The organism is Lentzea sp. NPDC020367 (assembly GCF_044387305.1).
GTDB lineage: Bacteria > Actinomycetota > Actinomycetes > Mycobacteriales > Pseudonocardiaceae > Lentzea.
In genome coordinates this window covers 63,717-90,639 of sequence record NZ_JBIRVV010000012.1, presented here as the reverse complement: position 1 = coordinate 90,639, position 26,923 = coordinate 63,717, and the positions used below count along the sequence as shown (strand labels likewise).

Genomic DNA, 26,923 nt, shown 5'->3' with positions numbered 1-26,923 from the left:
GATCGTCTTAGATCGCGGCATCCGCCGCGATCCACGGAGTGACCCCGATGCGTTTGACGCCTCACAGACGTTCTGGCCTGCTCGCTTCGGCCGCCCTGGCCGCTGTCGCCTCGCTCGTGCTGGGCACCAGTGCGCTCGCGGACGGGGTGAGCACCGATGACGCGCGTGCGCAGCCCTTTCTGCAGTTCGTGGACTTCAACCACCCCGAGGCCTGCACCGTGGGCGGGCTGACCGGGACGCCGATCCACCCCACCAAGTTCACCTACACCGGTGGTGACAACCAGCAGAACCTGGACATCACCGCTCTGCCGGCGGACTTCAAGGTGACGGGCATGGTCGTGCGGGCTGGGGACGTGTTCAACGTCTACCTCGCCGGCAAGCTCGGTGAGGCGTTGCCGTGGAAGGGGCTGCGGGCCCCGGTCCTGGGCGACTCGACCCTGCCGGAGATCGGCGAGTGGTTCGGGTGTGGTGTGGCCGTCGAGAAGCCTCCGGTCACGACGACGACCACCACGACCACGACGACGACTGCGAAGACCTCGACTCAGTCCCCGACGTCGACCACCGCCCCGACGTCGTCCGCGGAAGTGGTCGTGCCCACGACCACGACCACCGAGGTGCCGGTCGCCCAGGTCGCTCAGACCGGTGGACTGGCGGCCACCGGGTTCGGGTCCGCGTGGCTGCTAGGCCTTGGCGCCGCGCTCGTGGCCGCCGGTGGTGCCGTGCTGCTCGTGCTGCGCAGGCGGAAGGTCTAGGAATTCTCCATCAGCAGGCCCCAGAGCGTGCCGAAGAGGATTCGCACCTCTAGTTGGAACTCCACGTCCGAAGTAGCCGCCCCACCGCCGTAGACGTCCACGGCGCGTTGGGCGGCTTCTTTGCCCCTGGCGCCTGCCAGACAGGCCAGGTCCCAGCCGATCGGGCCGCGCCAGGTGTCCTCGAAGTCGTTCCAGACCGGGCCCGCCGGGGTCATCAGCAGGTTGCCGTAGTGCGAGTCGCCGTGCAGCGGCTGGACGTCGTTGTAGTGCGCGTCCCACTCGGACAGGAGTTCGGCGCGGCGGGAGCGGAACTGGTCCAGGTCCGGCACGCCCAGGTCGTCCAGGTAGGTCAGGGTGTTGTCGACGTCGTCGATCGGGCCGCGCGTGGGCAGAGCACCGTCGTAGTGGCGAAGTTCGGCGTGCAGTTCGGGCAGGAGCTTGAGCACCTCTGGGCGGGTCAGCTCGGCCGAGGGGTCGTGCGGGACGTACGTGCTGAACGTGAACACGAAGCCATCGCGCGTGTGAGGTCCGGGAGGAAGCTCCTCCGAAGGAGTCACGACCGGTACGCCGCGTGAGGCCAGGAACGCCGAGATCGACAGGTCGCGCGCGAAGTGGTCACGGACGGTGGGACGGACCAGAGCCGTGCGTGCGGCGATTCGGGCCACGACCGGGGCCGGGCGCAGGTGCACGATGACGTTGCTGCCGTCCTTCAACACGACGGGGTCGGTGGAAACCACGCCGTGCGAGGCCGCCAACGAGACTGCGGCGCGCACGCCTTCCAATGCACTCACGGCTAGAAGGCTGGCATCAGCCCTGAGGGAGAAGCGACTCCATTTCCGCGATCTCCTTCTCCTGGTGGCCGACGACGTCCTGGGCGAGCTTGCGGGTCTCGGGGTCGGTGCCGGCCGAGAGGTGCTTCTGCGCCATGTCCACGGCGCCGCGGTGGTGCTGGATCATCAGCGACAGCCACTGGCGGTCGAAGTCGGTGCCGTCCAGCTCCGCCAGGTTGCCCAGCTCGACCATGCCGTGCGACTCGGCGTGGCCGTGCGCGGTGTGCGACGACGCCTGCACCGGCGCGTTCCACGTGCGAAGCCAGCCGTTCATGCGGTCGATCTCGGGCTTCTGCGCGTCCGCGATGCGCTTGGCCAGATCGATCACGTGCGGGTTCTCCGTGCGCGACGCGACGAGGCCGGACATCTCCAGCGCCTGTTCGTGGTGCGGGACCATTCCCCGCGCGAACTCGACGTCCGCGGAGTTGTGCGTGGCGGGAGAGCCGCAGGCGGCCAGCAACAGGACAGAAGCGACAGCGAGCAATCGGAGCACGGCGGCAGGATACGTGTGACGTGCGCTACGCCGCTGGCCACCGGCCATGGCCCACCCGAATGGAGCTGATCGTCGCCGTCTAATATCCCGGGGAGTTTCCCGAACGAACTGGTCCCACCAAGGCCTGGAGGCACCGTGACGGCCGTAGCCCCGCAGCCGATCGCAACGCGTCCTTATCCGACGCGCACTGCGGTCAAGGGGTCCTTCCTGCTGCGGATGTTCCGCACCACGGACCACAAGCAAATCGGCATCATGTACCTGGTCACCTCGTTCGCCTTCTTCATGGTCGGCGGCGCGATGGCCATGCTGATGCGGACCGAGCTGGCCCGGCCCGGAATGCAGTTCCTCTCGCAGGAACAGTTCAACCAGCTCTTCACGATGCACGGCACCGTGATGCTGCTGCTGTACGCGACGCCGATCGTCTTCGGCTTCGCGAACTTCGTGCTGCCGCTGCAGATCGGTTCGCCCGACGTGGCGTTCCCGCGTCTGAACGCCTTCTCGTACTGGCTCTACCTCTTCGGTGGCCTGATCGTGATGGCGGGCTTCATCACCCCCGGTGGTGCGGCTGACTTCGGCTGGTTCGCGTACACGCCGCTGAGCAACGCGATCCACTCGCCCGGCGTCGGCGCCGACCTGTGGATCTCCGGCCTGGTGGTCGGTGGTCTCGGCACCATCCTCGGCGCGGTGAACATGATCACCACCGTGGTCTGCCTGCGCGCGCCCGGCATGACGATGTTCCGGATGCCGATCTTCACCTGGAACATCCTGGTGACGTCGGTGCTGGTGCTGCTCGCGTTCCCGATCCTCACCGCGGCCCTGCTGGGTCTGCTGGCGGACCGGCATCTCGGCGCCCACGTGTTCGACCCCGCCAACGGCGGCGTGATCCTGTGGCAACACCTCTTCTGGTTCTTCGGGCACCCGGAGGTCTACATCGTCGCCTTGCCGTTCTTCGGCATCGTGTCGGAGATCTTCCCGGTGTTCAGCCGCAAGCCGATCTTCGGTTACAACGGCCTGGTCTACGCGACGCTCGGCATCGCGGCCCTGTCCGTCGCCGTGTGGGCGCACCACATGTACGCGACCGGCGCCGTGCTGCTGCCGTTCTTCGCCTTCATGACGTTCCTCATCGCGGTCCCGACCGGTGTGAAGTTCTTCAACTGGATCGGCACGATGTGGAAGGGGCAGCTGACGTTCGAGACGCCCATGCTGTTCAGCATCGGCTTCATCGTCACGTTCCTCTTCGGTGGTCTGTCCGGCATCCTGCTGGCCGCGCCCGCGATCGACTTCCACGTGTCGGACACGTACTTCGTCGTCGCGCACTTCCACTACGTGCTCTACGGCACGATCGTGTTCGCGACCTTCGCGGGTATCTACTTCTGGTTCCCGAAGATCACCGGCCGCTTCATGGACGAGCCGCTCGGCAAGCTGCACTTCTGGACGACGTTCCTCGGCTTCCACGCGACGTTCCTCGTCCAGCACTGGCTGGGCAACGAGGGCATGCCGCGCCGGTACGCCGACTACCTCGCGTCCGACGGCTTCACGACGCTGAACATGATCTCGACGATCGGCGCCTACATCTTGGGCGCGTCGACGCTGCCGTTCATCTGGAACGTCTTCCGGAGCTACCGCTTCGGTGAGGTCGTGAAGGTGGACGACCCGTGGGGCTACGGCAACTCGCTCGAGTGGGCCACCTCGTCCCCGCCGCCGCGGCACAACTTCACCGAGCTGCCCCGGATCCGTTCGGAGCGCCCGGCGTTCGAGCTGCACTACCCGCACATGATCGAGCGGATCCGGAACGAGGGCCACGTGTCCTTCACCGGCAAGACGATCGCGCACAAGGACGCGAAGGCGGCTCCCTCGGAGCTCGCTGCAGCGGCCATCAAGTCTGGTACGGCCTCCGAGAAGGAAGATCCGAACCACGACAAGTAACCTGCCAGTAACAGGTTCAACGCTGAGCCCCGGCTGCTTACTCGCGGTCGGGGCTCTTCGCGTCCTACGAGGAGACGACGACGTGAAAACGCCCGTGCTCATCACCGTGACCGGCCCCGACAAGCCTGGTGTCTCCTCCGTGCTGTTCGCCGTGCTGACACGGCACGGTGTCGAGGTGCTGGACGTGGAACAGGTCGTGATCCGGGGCCGGCTGGTGCTCGGCGCGCTGGTCTCGACCGACCATGACCCCGAGGGCCTGCAGGAGTCGGTCGAGCAGGCCATGGCCACCGTCTCGATGCACGTGGAGATCGAGATCGGTGCGGACTCGAAGCGCACCGCGCGCCTGGAGTCGTCGCACGTGCTGATCGTGCTCGGCCGCCCGGTGACCGCGAAGGCGTTCACCGAGGTCGCGCGCCGGCTGGCGTCGCTCGGGGTGAACATCGACGCGATCCGCGGCGTTGCCGACTACCCCGTCACGGGCCTTGAGCTGCGCGTTTCGGTCGCGGACGACACGATGGAGAACGACACGCAGCTGCGGTCCGCGCTCGCCGAGGTGTCGGTGCGGGTGGGCCTCGACATCGCGGTCGAGCGCGCCGGCCTGACGCGCCGGGCCAAGCGCCTGGTGGTGTTCGACGTCGACTCCACGCTGATCCAGGGCGAGGTGATCGAGATGCTGGCCGCGCACGTCGGGTGCGAGGAGCAGGTGCGCGAGATCACCGAGGCCGCGATGCGCGGTGAGCTCGACTTCGCCGAGTCGCTGCGGCGCCGGGTGGCGTTGCTGGAGGGCCTCGACGAGAAGGTGCTGGAGGAGGTCGGGGCAACGCTTGAGCTCACGGCCGGTGCGCGCACGACGATCCGCACGTTGAAGCGCCTCGGCTTCTACTGCGGTGTGGTGTCCGGCGGCTTCACGTCGGTGATCACGGGCCTCGCGGACGAGCTGCAGCTGGACTTCTGCGCGGCGAACACGCTGGAGGTCGTGGACGGCAAGCTGACCGGCCAGGTGATCGGCGAGATCGTCGACCGGCCGGGCAAGGCCGTGGCGCTGCGCCGGTTCGCAGAGGAGGTCGGCGTGTCGCTGGCGCAGTGCGTGGCGGTCGGTGACGGCGCGAACGACATCGACATGCTGAGTGCGGCCGGTCTGGGCATCGCGTTCAACGCCAAGCCGGCGCTGCGCGAGGTGGCCGACACGGCGCTGTCGCACCCGTTCCTGGACGCTGTGTTGTTCATCCTCGGTGTGACGAGGGCTGAGGTGGAGGCCGCGGACGCCGCGGACGGCTTGGAGCTGACTCGGCTGTGATGATTCTCGACCTGATCGCCTCCCGGAACTACGCGGAGGAGTCCGAAGTCCGCGCGATGCCGATGGTGTTGCGCATCGAACGCGTTGATCCGCCGTCCCGGACGGCGTTGCTGGAAGCCGCGGCCGCTTCGGCGGTCGCGGTGTGTCTCGACCCGCGCGCCGACGTCGATGGCGAGTGGCACGAGGCCGTGCGGGCGTGGGTGGCAGGACGGATCCGCAAGGTGTCGCGGCGGGCCCGTGGCGTGCAGTGGGAGGCCGTGCAGGACCTGCCGGGCGTGACGATCACCGTGGACGGCGCGTCGGTCCGATCGTTGCTTCCGGTGCTGGTGACCGAGACTCCTCGGGAGGTCACCAAGCTGCAGATCTCGGGCTCTGACCTGCCTCCTGACGAGCCAGGAGCGGTGCCCGAGGGTGCGCGGCTGCTGTACGTGAACCCGCGTGTCGAGATGTCCGCCGGGAAGCTCGCGGCCCAGGTCGGGCACGCGTCGATGCTGCTCGCGCCGCGCCTGTCCGAGACCGAGCTCAAGGCGTGGGCCTTGCTGGACTACCGGTGTGCCGTGCGGACGCCGTCCGTCGCGGAGTGGGACGCGCTGCTCGGTCGCGACGACGTCGTGGCGGTGCGGGACGCGGGTTTCACGGAGGTCGAGCCGGGCACCACGACGGTGCTCGCCGTTTAGAAGCGGGCGAAACGGGTAAGTGCCTCTCGTGGGCTTACTCGACGTTCTTGACGCCCGGCTCGGAGACGGGCTGGAGAACATGCTGTGCTCGCACCACACGCGTCGGTTGCGGCGGCTGGGGTGGGGCGATGTGCTGTCCGGCGACAGCAAGGGGTCGTTCACCCCGCGCCGGCCGGTGCAGCACGGCAACAAGATCGAGATCCTGATCGACGGTGCCAACGCGTTTCCCGTTGTGGCGCAGGCGATCGAGAACGCGCAGAAGTACGTGCACATCGCGAACTGGCACGCGTCGCCGGACTTCCAGCTGACCCGCGAGCCGGGCGCCCCGCAGTTGCGCGAGCTGCTTTCGGCTGCCGCGGAACGGGTTCCGGTGCGCGTGCTGCTCTGGGCCGGTCCGCCCTTCCCCATGTTCGAACCGACGCGCAAGCGTGCTTTGGCCGCCCAGAAGGCTTTCTGGGAGTCCGGTGCCGTCCGGTGCGAGCTGGACGCGCGCGAGCGGACCCTGCACTGCCACCACGAGAAGATCGTGATCGTGGACGACGTGGCGTTCGTCGGCGGCCTCGACATGACCGCGGTGGAGGGCGACCGGCACGACTCGCCGGAGCACCCGCCGCGTGACCTCGGCTGGCACGACCACGTGGCCAAGCTGCAGGGTCCTGTCGTGGCGGAGGTGGCCGCGCACTTCGCCGCGCGCTGGCTGGAGATCGCGGGGGAGACCCTGCCAGCGCCCGTCGTGCCACCCGAGGCCGGGTCGTCGTCGGTGCAGCTGGTGCGGACGATTCCGGAGAAGACCTACTCGTTCTCGCCGCACGGCGACTTCAGCCTGCTCGACTCGTACCTGCGGGCGCTGCGGTCCGCGGAGTCGTTGATCTACGTGGAGAACCAGTTCCTGTGGTCGCCGGAGATCACCGAGGTGCTGCTGGAGAAGCTGAGCAACCCGCCGACGCCGGAGTTCCGGATGGTGTTGCTGCTGCCGCAGAAGCCCAGCAACGGCGCCGACACCACCCGAGGACAGCTGGGCCGGTTGATCGACGCGGACACGGACAAGCGACTCGTGGCCGCAACCCTTGTCTCCCATGGAGACGCACCGGTCTACATCCACGCGAAACTGGCCATTGTGGACGATCGGTGGCTCACGGTCGGCTCGGCGAACCTGAACGAGCACTCGCTGTTCAACGACACCGAGGTCAACGTCGTGACCGACGACCCGGAGGTGGCCCGGTCGACCCGTCTGCGGCTGTGGACCGAGCACCTGGGCGCGGACGTCTCCGGGCCCGCGCACGTCGTGGTCGACGAGATCTGGCGGCCTGCTCTGGAGCGTCCGGCGCGGGTCACGCCGTTGCCCGGTGTGTCCCGCCGTGCCGGAAGATTGCAAGGACCGTTACGTGGATTGCTGGTCGACGGCTGACCTGCGCCGCTAGCGTGGCGGCGTGGCCAACGAGGTGACGATCCCGCTGCTGCCGTGCGCCTCCATCGACGAGGTGGCCGAGTTCTACGTGATGCTCGGGTTCACGGTCACGTATCGGCAGTACCGGCCGAACGCGTACCTGTCGGTGCGTCGGTCGGAGATCAACCTGCACTTCTTCGGCATTCCGGGCTACGAGCCCGCCGAGTCCTACAGCTCGTGCCTGATCCAGGTCGAGGACCCGCGGGAGCTGTACGAGGCGTTCGCCCACGGCATGCGCGCGGTCTACGGGCAGGTGCTGCTCACGGGCATTCCGCGGATGACGCGGCCGCGGCGGGACGGGTTCCTGATGGTCGATCCCGGCGGCAACTGGATCCGGGTGGTGCCGGCCGTGCGCGAGCGTGAGGCCACGCGCAACGGGCTGACCAGGGCGTTGACCAACGCGGTGACGCTGGCGGGATCGCACGGGGCCGAGCGGCAGGCGTTGAAGATCCTCGAAGGGGCGCTGGTGCGGGAGGTGCACGCTTCGGAGGAGGAGCGGGCGTCGGCCTTGGAGTTTCGCGAAGAGCTGCTTGAACGGCTTAATCTACATAGGTAGTCTTAGTGGCGTGGAGCCACTGCAACGCATCGGCAAGGCCACCGTCGACGTGCTCGAGGTGCTGCTCGGCGCCGACGAGCCGCGCTGGGGCCTGGAGATCATCAAGCTCACCGGCAGGCCGTCCGGCAGCGTCTACCCGTTGCTGGACCGGCTGGAACGGGCGGGCTGGGTCACGTCCGCGTGGGACGACGACGCGGAACGGCGTGGGCCACGCCGACGGATGTACCGGCTGACCGGCGAGGGTGCCGCGGAGGCTCGTCGAGTCGTCGCTCGGGCGGCTCCTGCGCCTCGGTTCGTGCCGAGGACGGCGCAATGAGAGTCGCGTTGTTGTTGGTGCGGTTCGCGGCTTTGGTCGTGGGTGATGAGCGCTATCGCGAGCAGTGGGAAGCGGATGTTGTCGGCGCGCGCGAACTGGGCATGTCGCCGTTCGGAGTGGCGTTCGGGGCTGTGCGTGCCGCTGTTGTCATACCTTCGAAAGGGGCTGTCGTGGCTGGTATTGGTCCGTTGGGGATCGCCTTGAAGCACGCGGGGACGTCGCGTGGGCGAGTGCTCGTGATCGCTGTGGTGTCGGCGCTGTTGTTGGTCGGCGGAGTGGTCATGCTGTTCGCATGAGCAAATAGCTCCGTGTCGTTTTGGCTGATCCGGGCTTAGCTTCGGGCGGTGGCAAACGAACTGACTATTCCGCTCCTGCCCTGCAAGGACATCGACGAAATCGCGTCCTTCTACGAGATGCTCGGCTTCTCGATCACTTATCGGCAGACGCGGCCGAACCCGTACGTCTGCATGCGGCTCGAGGACATCAACCTGCACTTCTACGGCATGGATGTGCACGTTCCGGAAGAGTCGCACAGCACGTGCGTGGTCATCGTGGAGGACACCGGGCCGCTGTATGAGGACTTCGCGGCCGGAATGCGTGCTGTGCACGGGAAGGTGCTCATCGCCGGCATTCCGCGGATGACCCGGCCCCGGCTGCGCAACGACCGGTACACCGGGTTCGCCGTCGTCGATCCGGCCGGCAACTGGATCCGGATCAACAAGGCCACCCAGGAACCCGAGGCTCGGACGAAACTGGCCCGTGCCATGGAGAACGCGGCACGGCAGGCGGACGCGCGCGGGAACGAGCAGCAGGCGTTGAAGATCCTCGAAGGCGCGCTGAAGCAAGCCGACGGTTCCGAACCGGAACTGCCGGACGTCCGGGCCTACCGCGACGAACTGATCGAGCGGATCAGCGGGGCTGAGCCTCGTCCAGGCGCTTGAGGGCGCCGCGGACCACCTCTGGGTCGTAGGTGGTCCAGAACGGGGGGAGTGAGGCCCTGATGAATCCGCCGTAGCGAGCGGTGGCGATGCGCGGATCGAGGACGGCGACCACGCCCTTGTCCGACATCGACCGCAGCAACCGGCCCGCGCCCTGGGCCATCAGCAGGGCGGCGTGCGTGGCGGCGACGGTCAGGAAGCCGTTGCCGCCGCGTGAGCTCACCGCCTTCTGGCGGGCGGAGGCCAACGGGTCGTCCGGCCTGGGGAACGGGATCCGGTCCATGATCACGAGTTGGAGGCTCGGTCCCGGCACGTCGACGCCCTGCCAGAGCGACAGCGTGCCGAACAGGCACGTGCGCTCGTCCTCGGAGAACTTCTTGACCAGCAGGCCCGTCGCGTCGTCGCCCTGGCACAGGATCGGGTACTCGAGCTTGTCCCGCAGCGCTTCGGTGGCCTGTTTCGCCGCGCGCGTCGAGGAGAACAGGCCGAGCGCGCGGCCGCCCGCCGCGTTCACCAGGCCCTCGATCTCGTCGAGGTACTCCTGCGGAAGGCCGTCGCGCCCCGGCTGCGGCAGGTGCCTTGCCACGTAGAGGATGCCGCTCGTGCCGTGCTGGAACGGCGAGCCGACGTCGAGGCCGGACCACTTCGGACCGTCGATGTCCTTGTCCGTCGCCGCGCCCTCGATCTTGCGGACCTTCTCCGACGGCGGCAGGCCCCACTGGCGCGCCATCGTGTCGAAGGCGCCGCCGAGCGTCAGCGTCGCGGACGTGAGAACGGTGGTGCGCTTGGCGAACAGCCGTTCCCTGAGCAGCCCGCCCACGCCGAGCGGCGCGACCCTGATGGACGGCGCCTTCTGGTTGAAGTCGCCCGACACCCACACGACGTCGCGTTCCTCGTCGAACGCCTCCAGCACCCGCACCGCGCAGTCGTGGACCTCCTCCAGCAACGCCAGCGCGAGCTTGCGCGCCGTCGCCCCGTCCGGGTCCTCCTTGCGTTCCGACCCCATGGCCGTCATGCAGGCGTGCGCCGCGTCGCGGGTGGCCGCCAGCGCGCCCGCGAGAGCCCTCGGCAGCGCGTCCAGCCGCCCGGACGGCATGTCCTCGAGGATCATCGCCAGCCCGTCACTGGCCTCGGCCAGCCGGTCCGCGATGTCCTGGTCGATGAGACGCCCGCACCGCCGCGCCGCCATCGAGACGCTCGCGCCGCTCAGTTCTTCCGTGGCCACCGACGTGATGCGGTCGACCAGGTCGTGCGCCTCGTCGATCACCACCACGTCGTGGTCGGGCAGAACCTGGTAGCCCTCCAACGCGTCGATGGCGAGCATCGCGTGGTTCGTGACCACCACGTCCGCCTTGCCGGCCTCGGCCCGCGCCCGTTCGGCGAAGCAGTCGGCCCCGATCGGGCACTTCGACACCCCGAGGCACTCCCGGGCCGTGACGCTGACCTGCCGCCACGCCTGCTCGCTGACGCCGGGCACCAGCTCGTCGCGATCCCCGGTCTCGGTGTCCGACGACCACTCGTGCAGCCGCTTCACCTCGCGCCCGAGCTTCGACACCGCGAACGGGTCGAACAGCGCGTCCTCCTCCGGCTCGTCCGGAGCCCCGTTGTGCACGCGGTGCATGCACAGGTAGTTCCTGCGCCCCTTGAGGATCGCGAACGTGGGCTCTCGCCCCAGATCCTTCTTCAACGCCTTGGACAGCCGCGGCAGATCCCGGTCGACCAGCTGCCGCTGCAACGCGATCGTGGCCGTCGAGACCACCACGGTCTCGGCCTCGGCCACCGCGTGCCGGATGGACGGCACCAGGTACGCCAGCGACTTGCCGGTACCCGTGCCCGCCTGCACCGCGAGATGCTCGCCCGTGCGGATCGAGTGGTCGACGGCCTCGGCCATCTCCACCTGACCAGGACGCTCCGCGCCACCCACGGCGTGGACGGCGGTTTCGAGCAGGCTCAGGGTGGGGGGAACTTCAGGCACGAGACAGACCGTACCCGGCAGGTCCGACAGTCTCGGTCAGGAGTCGCTGACCGGTCCGCGCCACCGGTAGATCGACAGGTGGTAGCCGCTTCCGGTCAGACTGCTGACCAAGTCCCCGTCCGGGGCGGCGAAGCGAACTTCCCGGATCTCGTCGTTGCTGAGGTACGCGCGCTCGACGGGAAAAGCGGTGCCTTCGCGGTCGATGCGGCTTGCCAGTTGGCCACCCAGATATTCGGCCAGGCTGTTCCGGACCCCGATGCCCACGCCGCCGAGTACTTTGCCCAGCTGCTCCGCGAGGCCGGGGTGAGCGCGTTCCAGCTTGATCGCGAGCTGGTAGGCGGTCATGTAGGGCCGGCCGTCCTGCCGCAGCGCCGCCGTCACCTTGGGCAGGAGGTCGTGCTCGTCCCACTTGCTCATGCCGCGCCTGTCGGGTTCGGCGCTCAGGCCGTTACGACGTCAGTCGCCGCCGCCTCCACCACATCCGCCGCCACAGCCGCCGCCTCCGCAACCACCACCGCTGTCGCCCGACGAACAGCCGCTGTCGGACGAGCAGCCGCCCCCGCAGCTGCTGCTGGTCGTCGTGTCGCGGCCGGGCAGCGTCGCGATCATGACCGCGCTGAGGCCGAACATGCCGGCGACCGCGACCCCGCCGATCCTGCCGCGCAGGCCGCGTGTGGCGACGGCGCCGACCGGGTCCTGCGCGCTCACCCGGCGCTTGGCCCGTTTCAGCAGGACGTAGCCGGCCCTGGTGCGCAGGCGGCCCGGCTCGCGGGCCTTCAGGACCAGGGCCCAGACGAGCGCTACCGCCGCGGCCGCGAAGAAGTACCAGAACGGGAACTCGGTCAGCGGCGGGCCGAAGTCCAGGAACTCCACCAGGAGGTGCGGAGCCACGGCGCTCATCACCCCGGCGATCATGAGCACGGGTGCCGCCAGGAACAGCCACGGGTAGAGGCGGGGGCGTATCGAGCGGCGGCGCCGGAGCAGGCCGCGGTTGATCAGGTGCGCGCGCAGGCCCTCCGCCTCCGGCGAGCCGAACGCGCCGAGGATGACGTCGTTCAGGTGGCGGCCGTGGCGGAGGCCTTGCAGGATCTGCGCCTCCAGCGGGGTCGCCGGGCGGGCGCCGGGCACGTGGACGGCGCTCAGCAGGCCCTCGCGCGAGACCCGGACGAGGCCGACCTGGATCAGGCGGGCCAGGGCCACCTCGGCCGCGCGGGCCGGGCCGCCTGCCAGGCAGCCCAGCTCTTCGGGGGTATGCGTGGTCACGCGGATTTCTCGGCCGCGGAGGTCAGGGTGTTACGTCGGCCAGGATCCGGTCGAACAGAACGAGGGTGGCCTGGGCGTGCGCGACCGTCAGAGGCACGTCCGCACCCTGCCGGGAGGACATCAGGTCGAGGATCGGCAGGTCGGGCCAGCGGGCGGCGGCCAGTTCGCCGGCGCGGGACTTGCTGACGATCTCGCCGGTCCGGATGGTGTGCCACAGCCGGGCCGGGCCGAGGCCCACCCACAGCACCGAGTCACGTGGGATCGGTGCCTGGAGGTCCAACGAGGGAAGCACTTCGCGAAAGCGATCGAAGTCGGGCTTCCAGTAGCTCACGAGGTTGTCACGGCAGTACGCCTCGACGTCAGCAGCAGTGCCGGGACAGGTGGGGCGTGGGCCGCGCACGGTCTGGCCGACGGTGCGCAACTGTTGCCACAGCACGGGAGTGATCTCACCGGCCAACGGCGTCACGTCGAAAACCGGCTTCTCCAACGAACCTGCCAAAACCACCGCGACATCGGCGCCGTCCATCGAAGGCACCTCGGCGGCCGACGAAAGCTCGATCACGACGTCCAGGTCCGAGTCGAAGACGACGTCCTCCAGCACGGCCGACCCATGAAGATGCGCGCCTGCCACAAGACCCGGCAGACGCGCATCCAAGAACGACAAGTACTCCCCAGGTGTCACCACCCGGTCCAAACTACCGGCGGCGCACGAGGGCCCAGGCTCCCGGCAGCACGCCCGCGGCCAGCGCGATCTTCAGCGCGTCACCGATCAGGAACGGCAGCACGCCCACGGCCAGGGCCTTGCCGAACGACATCCCGGTCATCGCCATCAGCCACGGCACGCCGACGGAGTAGATCGCCAGGTTGCCCAGCGCCATCGTGCCCAAGGTGCGCAACGGCGTGCGGTCGCCGCCGCGGCCGGCCAGGTAGCCCACGAGAGCACCCGCGAACACGAAGCCGACGACGTAACCGAGCGAGACCGGAACGCCGGACGAGCCGCCCTGGAACCACGGCACGCCAGCGACGCCCGCGATCAGGTACAGCAGCATCGAGGTCGCTCCGCGCTGCCAGCCGAGGGAAGCGCCGACGAGCAGGGCGGCGAACGTCTGGCCCGTCAGCGGAACCGGGCTGCCGGGGATCGGCAGCGCCACCTGGGCGGCGAGACCGGTGAAGGCGGCACCGGCGACGACCAGCATCAGGTCGCGGGCCAGGGCGCCCGGCACGAAGTCGGCGAGCACGGTGCGACGGGGCGCGAGTGCGAGAGCCACGTTCCCTCCCAGACGGAATCGAGTGAACCGAGGTTAACCACGGAAGCTCGAGAACGTCTTTGTTCGATCTCTACAAAGTGACCGGTCACACACGCTCGTCACACGTCGAGCGCGACCTTGCCCGCCACCCGGTCCTCGTTGCGACGCGTTTTGGTCCAACCGTTGTTGCCGCGCACCAAACGGATCAACGCGCGCCACGACGTGATGTAGAAGGTGTAGATGTACAGCGCGTAGCCGAATCCGTACGCAACGGACTTCCAGAACCCAACGGGCACACAGCGTGCGCGGTACACCGGTCCCCACAGGACGAACGGCATGAGCCCGAACGCGCCGTACACGGTGAAGAGGATCCAGGCGCCGTCGAAGAACCACGACACGACTTCGGTGGGGGACACCGCGAACTGGTACGCCATCATCGCCATCGGAATCGGGTAGATGAGCGTGCCGAGCAACTGCATCCACGGTTGCGCGAGGTAGTACATCATCTCCGCCGCGCCCAACGTGGTCAGGTGCTCGGAGTCCCAGATGCGCCGCAGATAACGCATGCACTGCATGGTTCCCTGGCCCCACCGCGTGCGTTGCGCCAAGAAGCGCCGCAACGAGTACAGCGCCTCCTGGTTCACGTGCGTGTCCAACGAGAAACCGGTGTGCCAGCCCGCGGTCAGCAGGTGCACGCCGAGTTCGAAGTCCTCCAGCAACGAGCCGCGCCACGGGCTTCCGGTCGGTCCCGCGATCGAGTCCAAAGCGGACAGTCGGGTGAACTGACCGTTGCCGCCCATGGAGATCGTGCCGGTGGCGCCGCGCGACATCTGGATCGCCGCGATGGCCGTGCGGAACTCCAGGTCCTGCATCCGCACGAGCCCGGCACCGAACGCGCGCCGCCACCACGTCACGCCCGGCTGCCGCTGACCGGCGTTGATCATCCGCACGTCCACCTGGACGGCGCCGATCCGCGGGTTGCCGAAAAGATGGCCGGCCGCACAGACTTCCAGGCAGTTCGGCGCCGGGCGGCCGTCCGCGTCCACCACCACGACGATCGCGCGGTCGGCGTCCGCCCGCCGGCCCATCCACATCTTCAACGTGCGGTACGCGTCGTTCAGCGCGTTTCCCTTGCCGGTGCGGGCGTACGGGCGTTGGCGTTGCACGAGGTGGATCTGCGGGTCCCGGATACCGCCGTTGCGCTTCAGCGTCCGCACGACTCCGGCGGTGCGGTCGTCGGAGTCGTCGTCGATGACCCACACGTGCGCGATGGGGAAAGTGCCCCGCAGGTATCGGATCGTGTCACCGATGACGGCTTCCTCGTCGCGGCACGGCACGAAGAAGTGCCACTCCAGCGACGAAGGTTCACCGATGGGCGCGGGTTTGCGCCGCAGGTACGGGATCACGATGACGAACACGTACGTCACGAAGGCGACGCTCATCGTCAGGGCGAGCGCCTGCGTGAACCCGAGAACGAGGTCGAGGCTCACTTGCGCGTGGCCAGCCAGACGAACGCGACCAACGCCGCCGCGCCACCGAACACGCTCACCATCGAGCCGAGCAGGGTGTGACCCCAGTAGTAGCCGGTGTCGACGCCCAGCCACTGCACCAGACCCACGAGTGTCAGCACGCGGAACTGGTTGACGATCACGACCGCCAGCGCGGCGACCCCCAGCGCGAACAGCACGCGGTTCTGGATGCGCGGACGCAACGCGATCATCACGGCGCCCACCACGATCAGCGGCAGCACCAGGAACGCGGACGTGCACTCCGGCGTCATCCGCAGGCCCAGCGGGGTGTCCGAGCCCAGTCCGAAGTAGACGGTCTGGCGTTCGGGGATCACGTCCACGCCGTAGGAGCTGATGACGCTCAGGACGGCGCCGGACAGCGAGATCTCGGCCGTGCGGTACAGGCGGTGTGCGAACACGAGTCCCGCGGCTACGGCGAGCAGGACGACCACCGTCACCCGGCTCGGGAATGTGGCGCGGCGCAGGGCAAGCGTCACCCGAGGATCCTTTCCACCGATGAGGGAGCGCCCAGACGGGCTACTTGACGTTCCATCGGTAGACGCAACGTCATCCCTCACCCCCGGATCGGGTGACGCCGTAACCGGAAATTGATCAAAAAAGCCACGATGGGTGGCGCCGACTGGGCGAGTCGAGTGGTCGTGTCGCCCGATACGGGGAGTAACCCTCAGTTCCCTCGAAATAACGCCGATGCCGGTAATTGCCCCCGGAAAGCGTGAAACCACATTGGTATCAACGTGCCCTGGGGCCGGAGGAATCAAGGGAAGGAGTTTCATGCGTGTCCGAATGACGGGACTGGCTGGAGTCATCGCGATTGCCGCACTCCTGGTCGGTGCCGCACCTGCTTCGGCCGCTCCGGGGGACGCCTCGGCCTACGGTGCGAGGCTCAACGTGACGCTGCTCGGCAGCCCCGCGGTCAACGCGGAGCCTTTCGCCGCAGCCAATGCGAACGGTCCGACGCAGAACACGTTCGCAGGCGTCGACCTCACCGGGATCCTGAAGACCGGTGTCATCAACGCTTCTGCGTCACGAGACGAGAAGTCCGGCGGCGTCTACTCGCGGGCGAGCACCGCGGACGTCCGGGTCGACCTGCTGTCCAAGGTCACCGGCAAGATCTCCGCCGAACTGGTGGAGGCGGAGTGCACGGCGACCCAGAAGGGCCTCGTCGGCAAGTCCAAGCTCGCGGGCGTGAACCTCGGCAAGCTCGGCCAGGTCAACGCCGATCCGGCGGCCAACACCAAGCTGGACGTCCAGCTGGCCGGAATCAAGATCGCTGAAGTGATCTTCAACGAGCAGATCAAGAACGACGACGGCAGCCTCACCGTGAACGCGATTCACATCAAGCTGCTGCAGGGTGTGCTCGGCGGCATCGGCACGGGCGACGTGATCCTCTCGTCCGCCACGTGCGGCCCCGCGGGCCTGCCCATTCCGATGGCGTCGGGGGCGGGCCTGTGGATCGGCCTCGGCCTGCTCGGTGTCGTCGCCGCTCCGGTCGCGTTCGTGGCGCTGCGCCGTCGCGCGTCGCTGAACCCGGCCTGATCGAGGAGAGCGGCGGATGTACAAGGTCCCCGGTACGGGCGTTGGTGTCGGCACGAGCGTGGGCGCCCTCGCGGTCACCGGTGCGGACGTGACGTGGTGGATCGTCGTCGGCGTCGTGCTCTTGCTCGCTGGTGCGCTCCTCATGCACAGCACGCGCAAGAAGCGCCGAACGGCCCCGATCCAGGTCAGACCGAACCGAGCTGGCTGACATGGTCCGCCTGGGGTTGCCCCCGGCCCCAGGCGGACCTCCCGGTCTCCCCGAGAAGAGGACAACGGTGAGGAAAGAAGTTCTGCTCGTGGCCGGCACCCGGCCGGAAGCACTGAAGATCGCCCCGGTCGCCATCGCGCTGAAGGGACACCCCGGCCTCCGCCCCACGGTCGTCCACAGCGGACAGCACGCCGACATGGTCGACCAGGCGCTGCGCGCGTTCGACCTGGAACCGGACGTGCGGCTGGACGTTCCGCGCGTCACTGGGACGCAGGCCGAGCTGGTCTCCCGGTTGCTGCCCGAGTTCGACGCCCTGCTGGAGGAGCGGGACCCGGCGGTCACCCTCGTGCAGGGCGACACCACGACGACCCTGGCCGCGGCGCTGGCCTCGTTCTGGCGCGGAATCCCCGTGGCCCACCTCGAAGCCGGTCTGCGCACCGGCGACCTGTACGGCCCGTTCCCCGAGGAGGGGAACCGGCAGATGATCTCCCGCATCACGTCGCTGCACCTCGCGCCGACCGACGACGCCGCGAACGCGCTGAACACCGAATCCCTGCCGGACAGCCACATCGTCGTCACCGGCAACACCGTCGTGGACGCCGTGCAGCGCGTCGCGTCCCAGGACCTGCCCGCGGCCAGCCCGGACGTCGTCGCCCTGGAGCGCTCCCTGGACGCCACCGGCGGCCGCCTCATGCTCGTCACCGTGCACCGCCGTGAGTCGTGGGGCCGTCCGCTCATGCGCGTGCTCAACGCCGTGCGCGCCATCGCCGACCGCCACCCCGACCTGCACGTGCTGATCCCCGCGCACCCGAACCCCGGTGTGCGCGAACAGGTCGTGTCGCTGCTGGGCGGTCACGAGCGCGTCGTGATCACCGACCCGCTCGACTACCCGGACCTGGTGCGCGTGCTGCGCCGCTCGGCCCTCGTGCTGACCGACTCCGGCGGCATCCAGGAGGAGGCGCCGACGTTCGGCGTGCCGGTGCTGGTGCTGCGCGAGACCACCGAACGCATGCTCGCCGTCGACGCCGGGTGCGCCTGGCTCGTCGGCACCGACACCACCCGCATCCTCGCCGAGGCGGGCTGGGTGCTCGGTTCCCGGCTGCGGCTTCCCCTGGGGCGCAACCCGTTCGGCGACGGGCGTGCCGCCGTGCGGGTGTGCTCCGCGTTGGAGAGGCTGGCCGGCCTCCCCACCGCCCTGCCGCGCCGGGAGCCGTTCGCCACGCTGGCCGGGGTTCGTTAGGCCTCCGTGCCGGCGGTGAGATTCCGGTCAATTCCAGTGGCGAAAGCGGGTGATCCTCAGCTTAATCGTGACTTCCTTTGGTGACGAACAGCTCGCCAGTCACCGGTTCGGGTAATTGCGAATTCACGAACGGGTGACATGGGGTGCCGAGCTGCCGTCATCACGGGACAGCACCACGATTATCGGTCGGTGGAATCGAACACCAGGCGAGAGGACTTGAAGTGCGCAGGAGTTTGATCGCCGGAGCCGTGATCGCGTTGACGTGCGCGACAGCGGCCCCCGCGTTCGCCAGCAACCCGCCGGGCACCGCGTCGTCGGGTTCCGCCGACTTCGCCAAGGCGGACCAGACGTTCAAGGTCGCCCCGCTCGCGGTGTGCGACGTGAATCCGGACGAGGCGGGCACCGTCACCGGCGCCAGCCCCGCCGTGAGCAGGACCGGGCTCAAGATCGGTGAGACCAGTTCGTCCTGCGCGACCGAGGTCGTGGACGCCTCCCAGTTCCTCACCAGGACCAAGTCGGTGGCCAAGGGTGCGGGCTTCGACCTGTCCGCGCTCGCCGGGCTGTCCGGCGGGAACAAGGGACCGCGGCTCAAGATCGCCGAGTGGACGATCACCTGTGACGCCACCGAGAAGGGCACCAGCGCCGGCTGGGAGCTCAAGGGCATGTCCGGGTGGACCGGGCTGCCGCAGAACATCACGCCCGGCTACGTGCACGACGTCAAGGCCACCAACGGAACCGTGCTCGCCAAGGCCAAGTTCACCGACACGGTGTTCCCGGTGCCGAACGACGGCAGCATCGCGATGACGCTGTTGAAGATCACCTTCGAACCGTCGTCCGGCTACACCGGCAGCATCACCGTCGGCACGGTGGCCTGCTCGCCGACTCCGTAGAGGACTCAGACGACACCGACACCCGCGGCGAGCAGTTCCTCAACTGCGGCGTCGCGGGTCGTCGGTGAGACCGCCGCGGTGAGGTCGACGAGGACCGTCGTGCGGAAGCCGTTGCGCTGCGCGTCCAGGGCCGTGGCGCGGACGCAGTGGTCGGTCGCGATGCCGACGACGTCCACATCGGTCACGCCGTTGTCCGTCAGCCAGCCCGCGAGGTCGTTCTCCGCCTCGAAACCCGAGTAGGCGGCGGCGAACCGGCCCTTCGAGAAGACCTGTTCCAGGCGTGCGACGTCGAGCTCCGGGTGGAACGACGCGCCGGGCGTGCCCGCCACGCAGTGCACCGGCCACGAGTCGATGAAGTCCGGCGTCAGGGAGAAGTGCGAGCCGGGATCCACGTGGTAGTCGCGCGTCGCCACGACGTGGTCGTACGGCGTGGTGGCGATGTGCTGCGTGATGGCCGCGGCCACGGCCGCACCACCGTTGACGGCCAGCGAACCGCCCTCGCAGAAGTCGTTCTGGACGTCGACGACGATCAGTGCCTTGGTCATGTCAGCCTTCCAGGTAGATCGTCGGGATCGCGGGCTCACCGCGCGAGAGCTTGAGGCCCTCCCACGGCACGCTCACCAGCGCCGCGCGCAGGCGTTCGCGGTTCTGCTCCAGCGTGGGGACCTCGTCGGTGATCTGCCCGCCACGCATCAGTGGAATCTGCACGAGCCTGTCGTACGGCCCGAGCTCGGGTTCGGCCGAGGCCTGGAACACGACCTCCTCCAGCGCAGTGCCGGTGTCCTTGTGGCGGCGCAACGCCTTCTTCCAGCCGCCGCGCGACTGCTTCGACGTGCTGCGCTTCTCGACGTGCCTGCCGTCGACCTCGACCAGCTTGTAGACCATGCCCGCGGTCGGCGCGCCCGAGCCGGTCACGACCGACGTGCCGACGCCGTACGCGTCCACGGGCTCGGCGCGCAGGGCGGCGATCGCGTACTCGTCGAGGTCGCTGGACACGACGATCCGGGTGTTGCGGGCGCCCAGCGAGTCGAGCTGGTCGCGGGCCTGCCTGGCCATCACGCCCAGGTCGCCCGAGTCGATCCGGATCGCGCCGAGGTCGGGACCGGCCACCGCGACGGCCGTCTTGATGCCCTCGCTGATGTCGTAGGTGTCGACCAGCAGCGTCGTACCGACACCCAGCGCTTCGACCTGGCTGCGGAAGGCCTCTTCCTCGGAGTCGTGCAGCAACGTGAACGCGTGCGCGCACGTGCCGGCCGTCGGGATGCCGTGGCGGCGGCTCGCCTCCAGGTTGGAGGTCGCGTGGAAGCCCGCCAGGTACGCCGCGCGGGCGCACGCCACGGCGGCTTCCTCGTGCGTGCGGCGCGAACCCATCTCGATCATGTGGCGGCCGTTCGCGGCGGTCACCATGCGGGCGGCGGCGGACGCGATCGCGCTGTCGTGGTTGAGGATCGAGAGCGCGAGCGTCTCCAGCACGACGCCCTCGGCGAACGACGCGCGGACCGTCAGCACCGGCGAACCGGGGAAGTACAGCTCGCCCTCGGGATAGCCGTCGATCTCGCCGGAGAACCGGTAGTTCGCGAGCCATTCCAAGGTGGAATCGTCGACCACGGCGTTGCGGCGCAGCTGGTCGATCTCCTCCTCGCCGAAGTGGAAGGCCTCGATCGCGTCGAGCAGCCTGTTCGTGCCCGCGACCACGCCGTAGCGCCGTTCGTTCGGAAGCCTGCGGGCGAACAGCTCGAACACGCACGGACGGTCACCAGTGCCGTCACGCAGCGCGGCCGCGAGCATGGTGAGCTCGTAGTGGTCTGTCAGCAACGCCGTCGAGTTCATGGTCACCAACCCTAAGGTCGCATCCGGTTTACCCGCACGCGGTCTCCGTCACTGCGGCGAACATGACACCATTGGCGGTATGACCACGCCCGTCGAACAGGAACGGACGCAGCCGGAGGCCGTCGGCGAGGAGATCGCCGCCGAGGACCGACCGTGGCAGACCGTGGTCTGGAACGACCCGGTAAATCTGATGTCCTACGTGACGTACGTGTTCCAGAAGCTGTTCGGGTTCAGCAGGGACCATGCGACCAAGCTGATGCTCGACGTGCACCACAAAGGCAAGGCGATCGTGACATCGGGCACCAAGGACAAGGTGGAGGCCGACGTGGCGAAACTCCACGCGGCAGGGCTCTGGGCGACCATGCAGCGGGCCTCGTGAAGAGGTGGATCCGCGACGGCGACGTCGTCGTCGGCAGGCTGGATCGGCAGGAGGCCGCGGTCGTGCGCGGTCTGGTCAGCCAGATCCAGGACATGCTGCTGGCCCGCGCCGAGGACGCGCCGCAGGACGAACTCGCGGAGCTGACCGGCATCAGGACGGGCCCGTCGGAGGCACCCGACGATCCGATCCTGGGCAGGCTGTTGCCCGACTTCCACCGCCTCGACGACGACGCGCCCGACCCGGACGAGGTCAACTCGGCGTCGGCGCTGCGCTCGTTGCACGAGCCGGAGCTTCTGGACCACAAGACAGCCGCGGCCGAGACCGTGCTGAAGACGTGCTCGCCCGACGGCGGTGAGCTCCGGCTGACCATCGCCGAGGCGGAGGCCTGGATGGCGTCGCTCAACGACGTGCGCCTGGCCCTGGGCACCGCGCTGGACGTCACCGAGGACATGCCGGACGAACTGCCGCCGGAGGACCCGCGCTCGCCGCACCTCGGCGTCTATCACTGGCTGACCTGGGTGCAGGACACGCTCGTCGAAGCGATGATGCCGTGATTCCCGGCGTCCTCGTCGGCCACCACCACCGCGTCGAACCGGGCTGGGCGACGGGCACGACCGTCGTGCTGGTGCCGGCCGGAGCGGTCGGGGCCGTCGACGGACGCGGTGGCGCGCCCGGCACCCGCGAGACCGACCTGCTGGACCCGTCGAACCTGGTCCAGCAGGTGCACGCGATCTGCCTGTCCGGTGGCTCCGCCTACGGGCTCGCGGCCGCGGACGGCGTCATGCGCTGGCTCTCCGAACGCTCGATCGGCTTCCAGGTGGGCGCCCAGCCGCACCACGTCGTGCCGATCGTGCCGGGAGCGGTGATCTTCGACCTGCCGATGTCGGAGTGGGGCAACCGGCCGGACTCCTCGTTCGGCTACGCGGCCTGCGAGGCGGCCTCCCCGGACTTCGAACTGGGCTGCGTCGGCGCTGGTGCCGGTGCGCGGGTCGGCTCGTTGAAGGGCGGCGTCGGCGTCGCCTCGACCACGGTGGGCGCGCACCGGATCGGCGCGCTGGCCGTGGTGAACGCGGCCGGTGAGGTCGTCGACCGCGCGTCGGGCCTGCCGTGGCTGCCCGCGCTCGGGACGTCCGCGGTGGCGTTGCCCGAACGCAAGCCCGACGGCCTGAACACCACGATCGGCGTCGTCGCGGTGGACGCGGACCTGTCCAAAGCGGAGTGTCGGCGGCTCGCGATGGCCGCGCAGGACGGCCTGGCCCGCGCCGTGCGGCCGGCGCACTCGATGTTCGACGGCGACACGGTGTTCGCGCTGGCCACCGGTGCCGTTCCGCTGGCAGAGCCGCGGGTGTTCGCGCTGGACGCGCTGTGCGCCGCGGCCGCCGAGGTGTTCGCGGACGCCGTGGTGTCCGGTGCCCGTGAGGCCACTTCGCTGAACGGTGTGACGGCGTTCCGCGACCTCTGAGCGGTGGTATCTCGCATACCGAGACAACTCCGGCCAGCCCGTAGGATTGAGCGCGTGCTGGTGATTCGCCGTGACCTGGTGGACGCGATGGTGGCCCACGCGCGCCGCGACCATCCCGACGAGGCGTGCGGGGTGATCGCCGGGCCGTTCGGGTCCGATCGCCCTGAGCGCTTCATCGAGATGGAGAACGCCGAGCGGTCGCCCACGTTCTACCGGTTCGACGCGGCCGAGCAGCTCAAGGTGTGGCGCGGGATGGACGCGAACGACGAGGTGCCGGTGGTCATCTACCACTCGCACACCGCGACGGAGGCGTACCCGTCCCGCACCGACATCTCGTTCGCGGGCGAGCCGGAGGCGCACTACGTGCTGGTCTCCACGCGTGACCCGATCGAGCACGAGCTGCGGTCGTACCGCATCGTCGACGGTGTCGTGACCGAGGAACCGGTCAAGATCGTCGAATCCTGAGTTGCACCCGTTTCCCGGAGGTAGAACCACCATGGCAGTCACCGTGTCGATCCCGACCATCCTGCGCACCCACACCGGGGGCGAGAAGTCGGTGTCCGCTGCCGGTACGACGCTCGCCGAGGTCATCGACGACCTGGAGAACAACCACGGCGGCCTCAAGGCCCGCCTGGTCAAGGAGGGGACGCTGCACCGCTTCGTCAACGTCTACGTCAACGACGAGGACGTGCGCTTCTCCGGTGGCCTCGCGGCCGAGGTGAAGGACGGCGACAACGTCACCATCCTCCCGGCCGTCGCGGGCGGCTGATCTTCTCCATGGCCCGCTACGACTCGCTCCTGGACGCGCTCGGCGGAACACCGCTGGTGGGCCTGCCGCGCCTGTCGCCGTCCGAGAACGTGCGCATCTGGGCGAAGCTCGAGGACCGCAACCCGACCGGCTCGATCAAGGACCGGCCAGCGCTGGCCATGATCGAGGCGGCGGAGCGGGACGGGATTCTGCGTCCCGGCGCGACGATCCTGGAGCCGACGTCCGGCAACACCGGCATCTCGCTCGCCATGGCCGCGAAGCTCAAGGGCTACGGCCTGGTGTGCGTGATGCCGGAGAACACCTCGACCGAGCGCAAGCAGCTGCTGCAGGCGTACGGCGCGCGCATCGTGTTCTCGCCTGCCGCCGGCGGGTCGAACCAGGCCGTCGCCACGGCGAAGGAGATCGCGAAGCAGAACCCGGACTGGGTCATGCTCTACCAGTACGGGAACCCGGCGAACGCGGAGGCGCACTTCCGCGGCACGGGCCCGGAGATCCTCAAGGACCTGCCGGAGATCACGCACTTCGTGGCCGGTCTGGGCACGACGGGCACGTTGGTCGGCGTCGGCCGGTACCTGCGCGAGGCCAAGCCGGACGTGCAGATCATCGCCGCCGAACCCCGGTACGGCGAGCTGGTCTACGGGCTGCGCAACCTCGACGAGGGCTTCGTGCCGGAGCTGTACGACGAGTCGGTGCTGACCGGGCGGTACTCGGTCGGTTCCTACGACGCGTTGCGCCGCACCCGGCAGCTGCTGGAGACCGAGGGCATCTTCGCCGGCATCTCGACGGGCGCGATCCTGCATGCCGCGCTGGCCGTGGCGCAGAAGGCCGAGGTGGCGGGGAAGGCGGCGGAGATCGTGTTCGTGGTGGCCGACGCAGGGTGGAAGTACCTGTCCACCGGCGCCTACGCAGGAACCCTGGACGAGGCGGCCGCCAAACTCGACGGCCACCTCTGGGCGTGAGCAGTTCTCTCAGACAGCGCCCTTCCAGGCCAGGTCCTCACTCATTTCGCATCCCCCAGAATGCTCATTGAACGACGGTGAACCGACAAGTGATCTTAACTTGCCGGTCCACCGTCGTACGAGTGATTTGCGCAGCTCTAGCCGTTGAACGCGACGCTCGGCACGCCCTGGCCGACGCCGGGCAGCACCAGCACGGAGCCGTTGAGCTGCCGGTCCATCAGCGTCTGGTCGGACAGACCGGAACGGGCGGACGTGACGTAGAGGTCGGTGAAGTCCTGGCCGCCGAAGCAGCACGCGGTCGGGTTGTCGACCGGCAGTTCGATCTCGCGGTCGAGTTCGCCCTGAGGCGTGTAGCGGCGCACGGCGTGGCCGCCCCACAGCGCGACCCACACGCACCCGTCGGCGTCCACGGTGAGCCCGTCCGGCCAGCCGTCGGTGTTGCCGACGTGGGTGAGCGGGCGGCGGTTCGCGACGGTGCCGGTGGCGTTGTCGAAGTCGAGGACGTCGATGCGGCGGGTCGGCGTGTCGATGAAGTACATGAGCTTCGCGTCCGGGCTCCAGCCGACGCCGTTGCTCGTGTTCACCTTGTCCACCATGACCTTCGCGGCGCCGTCGCCGGTGATCCTGGCGAGCCAGCCCTCGTCGGCGGCCTGGTCGTAGCGCATCGTGCCGGCCCACAGCCGGCCCGACGGGTCGATGCCCGCGTCGTTGCCGCGCACGCCCTCGCGCGCCCAGTAGACGAGCCAGCTCTTGGCACCGTCGCGGTCGATCAGCGCGATGCCGTCCCGCAGGTTGCAGACGATCCCGCCCTGCGCGCGCGGCTTGGCGGCACCCACGTGCTGCGGCACCACGAGCACCGCGTCGTCGTCCCGCGAGGGTGCGTACCGGTGCACCTCGGAGGCGAGGATGTCCACCCACAGCAACGTGGAACTGCTGTGGTCCCACGTCGGCCCCTCGCCGAGCTGGGCGGACGCGCGTACGGCTACTTCGATCGACACCCAACCACCCTAATCGGCACGTACCCTGGACGAGTGGACCGCACCGCGCTCGCGAAACGGGTAATACCGCCGCATCCAGTGCTGTCGTTGCTCGTCGTGGCGGGATTCGTCGGGTTCCTCTACCTCGTCGAGGCCTTCGACGTGGCGACCGGCGGCTCGCTGGAGGACGACGGCGTGCGGCCGCGCGACTTCAGCCAGTGGGACAACCTGCTGTGGATGCCGTTGATCCACGGCGACTGGAGCCACCTCACCGGCAACGCCGTTCCGTTGCTGCTGCTCGGGTTCCTCGCGACCTCGGGTGGGTTGAAGCAGTTCTTCCAGGTCACCGCGGTCATCTGGCTGGCCTCGACGCTCGGCGTGTGGGTTTTCGGCAGCCCCGGCAGCCACATCGGCGCGTCCGGGCTGGTGTTCGGGTTCCTGGCGTTCCTGCTGGTGCGCGGGATCTTCGCGCGTTCGTGGTTGCAACTGGTGATCGCGGTCGGCGTGTTCGCGCTGTACGGCGCCGCGCTGTGGGGCGTGCTGCCGGGCCAGCCGGGAGTGTCCTGGGAAGGCCACCTGTTCGGCGCAATCGGCGGCGTTTTGGCTGCGTGGGGTGTTTCCCGCGACAACCGTCGCACCAGCGCACCGGCTACATTCACGGCGTGACGATCGGGATCATGGACTCGGGCGTCGGCGGCCTGACGGTCGCCCGCGCGATCATGGACCAGTTGCCGGGCGAGTCGATCCACTACATCGGCGACACGGCGAACGGTCCCTACGGGCCGCTACCCATCGCGCAGGCGCGCAAGCACGCCCTGGAGATCTGCGACCGGCTCGTGGACGAGGGCGCGAAGATGCTGGTGATCGCGTGCAACACCGCGTCCGCCGCCTGCTTCCGCGACGCCCGTGAGCGCTACGACGTGCCGGTGGTCGAGGTGATCCTTCCCGCTGTGCGCCGTGCGGTCCGGACGACCCACAGCGGCCGCGTCGGCGTGATCGCGACGCTCGGCACGATCAACTCGCACGCCTACCAGGACGCGTTCCAGGCGGCGCGCGACGTGACGGTGACGGCGGCGGCGTGCCCGCGGTTCGTCGACTTCGTGGAACGGGGCATCACCTCGGGGCGGCAGGTGCTCGGGCTGGCGCAGGCCTACCTGGAACCGTTGCAGCGCGCCGAGGTCGACACGGTCGTGCTCGGCTGCACGCACTACCCGTTGCTGACCGGCGTGATCCAGATCGTCATGGGCGAGCACGTGACCCTGGTGTCGAGCGCCGAGGAGACGGTGAAGGACGTCGTGCGGCTGCTGACCGAGCGAGACGAGTTCGCCTCCGAGCCTGCTCTGCACCGGGTGACGTGCACCGGTCCGCCCGAGCGGTTCGCGAAGCTCGCCGCCAGGTTCCTGCCGACCTTCGAACAGTGGGGCTGA

33 protein-coding genes are annotated in these 26,923 nt (G+C 68.9%); 21 read left to right on the top strand and 12 right to left on the bottom strand.

Annotated features, from left to right (window positions below; translation table 11 throughout):
• The first annotated feature begins 47 nt into the window (after positions 1–47).
• On the top strand, positions 48–752 hold the full coding sequence (locus ACH413_RS36430; RefSeq protein ID WP_360040079.1) for an LPXTG cell wall anchor domain-containing protein: 705 nt from the start codon (positions 48–50) through the stop codon (positions 750–752).
• Here ACH413_RS36430 and ACH413_RS36425 read toward each other — a convergent pair.
• Both ACH413_RS36425 and ACH413_RS36420 read right to left on the bottom strand, forming a co-directional pair.
• Entirely contained in the window at positions 749–1,543 is a 795-nt protein-coding gene (locus ACH413_RS36425) for a phosphotransferase (RefSeq protein ID WP_360040082.1), read from the bottom strand. The genes ACH413_RS36430 and ACH413_RS36425 overlap by 4 nt on opposite strands.
• 16 nt (positions 1,544–1,559) lie before the next feature.
• The gene (locus ACH413_RS36420; RefSeq protein ID WP_360040085.1) at positions 1,560–2,075 is read right to left on the bottom strand and encodes a DUF305 domain-containing protein; all 516 of its coding nucleotides are present in this window, start codon (positions 2,073–2,075) and stop codon (positions 1,560–1,562) included.
• Positions 2,076–2,210: 135 nt separating this feature from the next.
• Here ACH413_RS36420 and ctaD point away from each other — a divergent pair, with 135 nt between their 5' ends.
• The 8 genes from ctaD (at position 2,211) to ACH413_RS36380 (ending at position 9,235) form a co-directional block, all read left to right on the top strand.
• Positions 2,211–4,001: a cytochrome c oxidase subunit I gene (gene ctaD, locus ACH413_RS36415; protein WP_360040088.1), complete on the top strand. Its 1,791-nt coding sequence runs from the start codon at positions 2,211–2,213 to the stop codon at positions 3,999–4,001.
• A gap of 82 nt (positions 4,002–4,083) precedes the next feature.
• Complete coding sequence (serB, locus tag ACH413_RS36410) at positions 4,084–5,298, top strand: phosphoserine phosphatase SerB (protein ID WP_360040091.1); 1,215 nt, start codon at positions 4,084–4,086, stop codon at positions 5,296–5,298.
• Entirely contained in the window at positions 5,298–5,975 is a 678-nt protein-coding gene (locus ACH413_RS36405; protein WP_360040094.1) for a peptidyl-tRNA hydrolase, read from the top strand. Before serB ends, ACH413_RS36405 begins: the two co-directional genes overlap by 1 nt.
• A gap of 28 nt (positions 5,976–6,003) precedes the next feature.
• On the top strand, positions 6,004–7,383 hold the full coding sequence (locus ACH413_RS36400; RefSeq protein WP_360040097.1) for a phospholipase D family protein: 1,380 nt from the start codon (positions 6,004–6,006) through the stop codon (positions 7,381–7,383).
• Between the two features lie 22 nt (positions 7,384–7,405).
• On the top strand, positions 7,406–7,978 hold the full coding sequence (locus tag ACH413_RS36395; RefSeq protein WP_360040100.1) for a VOC family protein: 573 nt from the start codon (positions 7,406–7,408) through the stop codon (positions 7,976–7,978).
• A gap of 10 nt (positions 7,979–7,988) precedes the next feature.
• Positions 7,989–8,294: a helix-turn-helix transcriptional regulator gene (locus tag ACH413_RS36390; protein ID WP_360040103.1), complete on the top strand. Its 306-nt coding sequence runs from the start codon at positions 7,989–7,991 to the stop codon at positions 8,292–8,294.
• Positions 8,291–8,590 (top strand): hypothetical protein, encoded by a 300-nt coding sequence (locus tag ACH413_RS36385; protein WP_360040106.1) that lies wholly within the window; start codon positions 8,291–8,293, stop codon positions 8,588–8,590. The genes ACH413_RS36390 and ACH413_RS36385 overlap by 4 nt, the downstream gene beginning before the upstream one ends.
• Positions 8,591–8,638: 48 nt before the next feature.
• On the top strand, positions 8,639–9,235 hold the full coding sequence (locus ACH413_RS36380; RefSeq protein ID WP_360040108.1) for a hypothetical protein: 597 nt from the start codon (positions 8,639–8,641) through the stop codon (positions 9,233–9,235).
• Here ACH413_RS36380 and ACH413_RS36375 read toward each other — a convergent pair.
• From ACH413_RS36375 to xrtP, 7 genes are all read right to left on the bottom strand, one after another.
• On the bottom strand, positions 9,204–11,123 hold the full coding sequence (locus tag ACH413_RS36375; RefSeq protein ID WP_360040316.1) for an ATP-dependent DNA helicase: 1,920 nt from the start codon (positions 11,121–11,123) through the stop codon (positions 9,204–9,206). The genes ACH413_RS36380 and ACH413_RS36375 overlap by 32 nt on opposite strands.
• Before the next feature lie 120 nt (positions 11,124–11,243).
• A complete protein-coding gene (locus tag ACH413_RS36370) occupies positions 11,244–11,624 on the bottom strand; it encodes a hypothetical protein (RefSeq protein WP_360040111.1) in 381 nt (126 codons plus the stop codon).
• A 39-nt stretch (positions 11,625–11,663) separates the two neighbouring features.
• A complete protein-coding gene (locus ACH413_RS36365) occupies positions 11,664–12,470 on the bottom strand; it encodes a TIGR04222 domain-containing membrane protein (RefSeq protein WP_360040114.1) in 807 nt (268 codons plus the stop codon).
• A 22-nt stretch (positions 12,471–12,492) separates the two neighbouring features.
• Complete coding sequence (locus tag ACH413_RS36360; RefSeq protein ID WP_360040117.1) at positions 12,493–13,071, bottom strand: hypothetical protein; 579 nt, start codon at positions 13,069–13,071, stop codon at positions 12,493–12,495.
• Between the two features lie 94 nt (positions 13,072–13,165).
• Positions 13,166–13,666 (bottom strand): biotin transporter BioY, encoded by a 501-nt coding sequence (locus tag ACH413_RS36355; protein ID WP_360040319.1) that lies wholly within the window; start codon positions 13,664–13,666, stop codon positions 13,166–13,168.
• Positions 13,667–13,836: 170 nt separating this feature from the next.
• The gene (locus tag ACH413_RS36350; RefSeq protein WP_360040322.1) at positions 13,837–15,159 is read right to left on the bottom strand and encodes a glycosyltransferase family 2 protein; all 1,323 of its coding nucleotides are present in this window, start codon (positions 15,157–15,159) and stop codon (positions 13,837–13,839) included.
• 44 nt (positions 15,160–15,203) lie between these two features.
• Complete coding sequence (xrtP, locus tag ACH413_RS36345; protein WP_360040120.1) at positions 15,204–15,722, bottom strand: exosortase P; 519 nt, start codon at positions 15,720–15,722, stop codon at positions 15,204–15,206.
• A gap of 295 nt (positions 15,723–16,017) precedes the next feature.
• Here xrtP and ACH413_RS36340 point away from each other — a divergent pair, with 295 nt between their 5' ends.
• The 4 genes from ACH413_RS36340 to ACH413_RS36325 all read left to right on the top strand — a co-directional run bounded on the left by ACH413_RS36340 (position 16,018) and on the right by ACH413_RS36325 (position 19,120).
• Positions 16,018–16,782 (top strand): choice-of-anchor P family protein, encoded by a 765-nt coding sequence (locus ACH413_RS36340; RefSeq protein ID WP_360040123.1) that lies wholly within the window; start codon positions 16,018–16,020, stop codon positions 16,780–16,782.
• 16 nt (positions 16,783–16,798) lie between these two features.
• Positions 16,799–16,990 carry an LPXTG cell wall anchor domain-containing protein gene (locus tag ACH413_RS36335; RefSeq protein WP_360040126.1) on the top strand — a complete coding sequence of 64 codons (192 nt, stop codon included), beginning with the start codon at positions 16,799–16,801 and terminating at the stop codon, positions 16,988–16,990.
• 67 nt (positions 16,991–17,057) lie between these two features.
• Complete coding sequence (gene wecB, locus ACH413_RS36330) at positions 17,058–18,230, top strand: non-hydrolyzing UDP-N-acetylglucosamine 2-epimerase (protein ID WP_360040129.1); 1,173 nt, start codon at positions 17,058–17,060, stop codon at positions 18,228–18,230.
• A gap of 221 nt (positions 18,231–18,451) precedes the next feature.
• Positions 18,452–19,120: a hypothetical protein gene (locus tag ACH413_RS36325; protein WP_360040132.1), complete on the top strand. Its 669-nt coding sequence runs from the start codon at positions 18,452–18,454 to the stop codon at positions 19,118–19,120.
• 5 nt (positions 19,121–19,125) lie between these two features.
• Here the strand turns inward: ACH413_RS36325 and ACH413_RS36320 are convergent, their stop codons facing one another.
• Together ACH413_RS36320 and ACH413_RS36315 are read right to left on the bottom strand one after the other, a co-directional pair.
• Positions 19,126–19,665 (bottom strand): isochorismatase family protein, encoded by a 540-nt coding sequence (locus ACH413_RS36320; protein ID WP_360040135.1) that lies wholly within the window; start codon positions 19,663–19,665, stop codon positions 19,126–19,128.
• Between the two features lies 1 nt (position 19,666).
• Positions 19,667–20,950: a nicotinate phosphoribosyltransferase gene (locus tag ACH413_RS36315; protein WP_360040325.1), complete on the bottom strand. Its 1,284-nt coding sequence runs from the start codon at positions 20,948–20,950 to the stop codon at positions 19,667–19,669.
• Positions 20,951–21,029: 79 nt separating this feature from the next.
• Here ACH413_RS36315 and clpS point away from each other — a divergent pair, with 79 nt between their 5' ends.
• From clpS to ACH413_RS36285, 6 genes are read left to right on the top strand one after another with little or no spacing between them, the layout of a single operon-like run.
• Entirely contained in the window at positions 21,030–21,329 is a 300-nt protein-coding gene (clpS, locus tag ACH413_RS36310; RefSeq protein WP_093598701.1) for an ATP-dependent Clp protease adapter ClpS, read from the top strand.
• A complete protein-coding gene (locus tag ACH413_RS36305; protein ID WP_360040138.1) occupies positions 21,326–21,883 on the top strand; it encodes a DUF2017 domain-containing protein in 558 nt (185 codons plus the stop codon). The genes clpS and ACH413_RS36305 overlap by 4 nt, the downstream gene beginning before the upstream one ends.
• Positions 21,880–22,791: a P1 family peptidase gene (locus ACH413_RS36300; protein ID WP_360040141.1), complete on the top strand. Its 912-nt coding sequence runs from the start codon at positions 21,880–21,882 to the stop codon at positions 22,789–22,791. The genes ACH413_RS36305 and ACH413_RS36300 overlap by 4 nt, the downstream gene beginning before the upstream one ends.
• Positions 22,792–22,845: 54 nt before the next feature.
• Positions 22,846–23,256 carry a M67 family metallopeptidase gene (locus ACH413_RS36295; RefSeq protein ID WP_360040144.1) on the top strand — a complete coding sequence of 137 codons (411 nt, stop codon included), beginning with the start codon at positions 22,846–22,848 and terminating at the stop codon, positions 23,254–23,256.
• 31 nt (positions 23,257–23,287) lie between these two features.
• Complete coding sequence (locus ACH413_RS36290) at positions 23,288–23,560, top strand: MoaD/ThiS family protein (RefSeq protein WP_030479225.1); 273 nt, start codon at positions 23,288–23,290, stop codon at positions 23,558–23,560.
• An 8-nt stretch (positions 23,561–23,568) separates the two neighbouring features.
• A complete protein-coding gene (locus ACH413_RS36285; RefSeq protein WP_360040147.1) occupies positions 23,569–24,519 on the top strand; it encodes a cysteine synthase in 951 nt (316 codons plus the stop codon).
• A 137-nt stretch (positions 24,520–24,656) separates the two neighbouring features.
• Here ACH413_RS36285 and ACH413_RS36280 read toward each other — a convergent pair whose 3' ends face one another.
• A complete protein-coding gene (locus tag ACH413_RS36280) occupies positions 24,657–25,517 on the bottom strand; it encodes an SMP-30/gluconolactonase/LRE family protein (RefSeq protein ID WP_360040150.1) in 861 nt (286 codons plus the stop codon).
• Positions 25,518–25,550: 33 nt separating this feature from the next.
• Between ACH413_RS36280 and ACH413_RS36275 the strand changes: the two genes are divergently transcribed.
• Together ACH413_RS36275 and murI are read left to right on the top strand one after the other, a co-directional pair.
• Positions 25,551–26,162, top strand: coding sequence for a rhomboid family intramembrane serine protease (locus tag ACH413_RS36275; protein ID WP_360040153.1), 612 nt, complete (start codon positions 25,551–25,553; stop codon positions 26,160–26,162).
• An 11-nt stretch (positions 26,163–26,173) separates the two neighbouring features.
• Positions 26,174–26,923 (top strand): glutamate racemase, encoded by a 750-nt coding sequence (gene murI, locus ACH413_RS36270; protein WP_360040328.1) that lies wholly within the window; start codon positions 26,174–26,176, stop codon positions 26,921–26,923.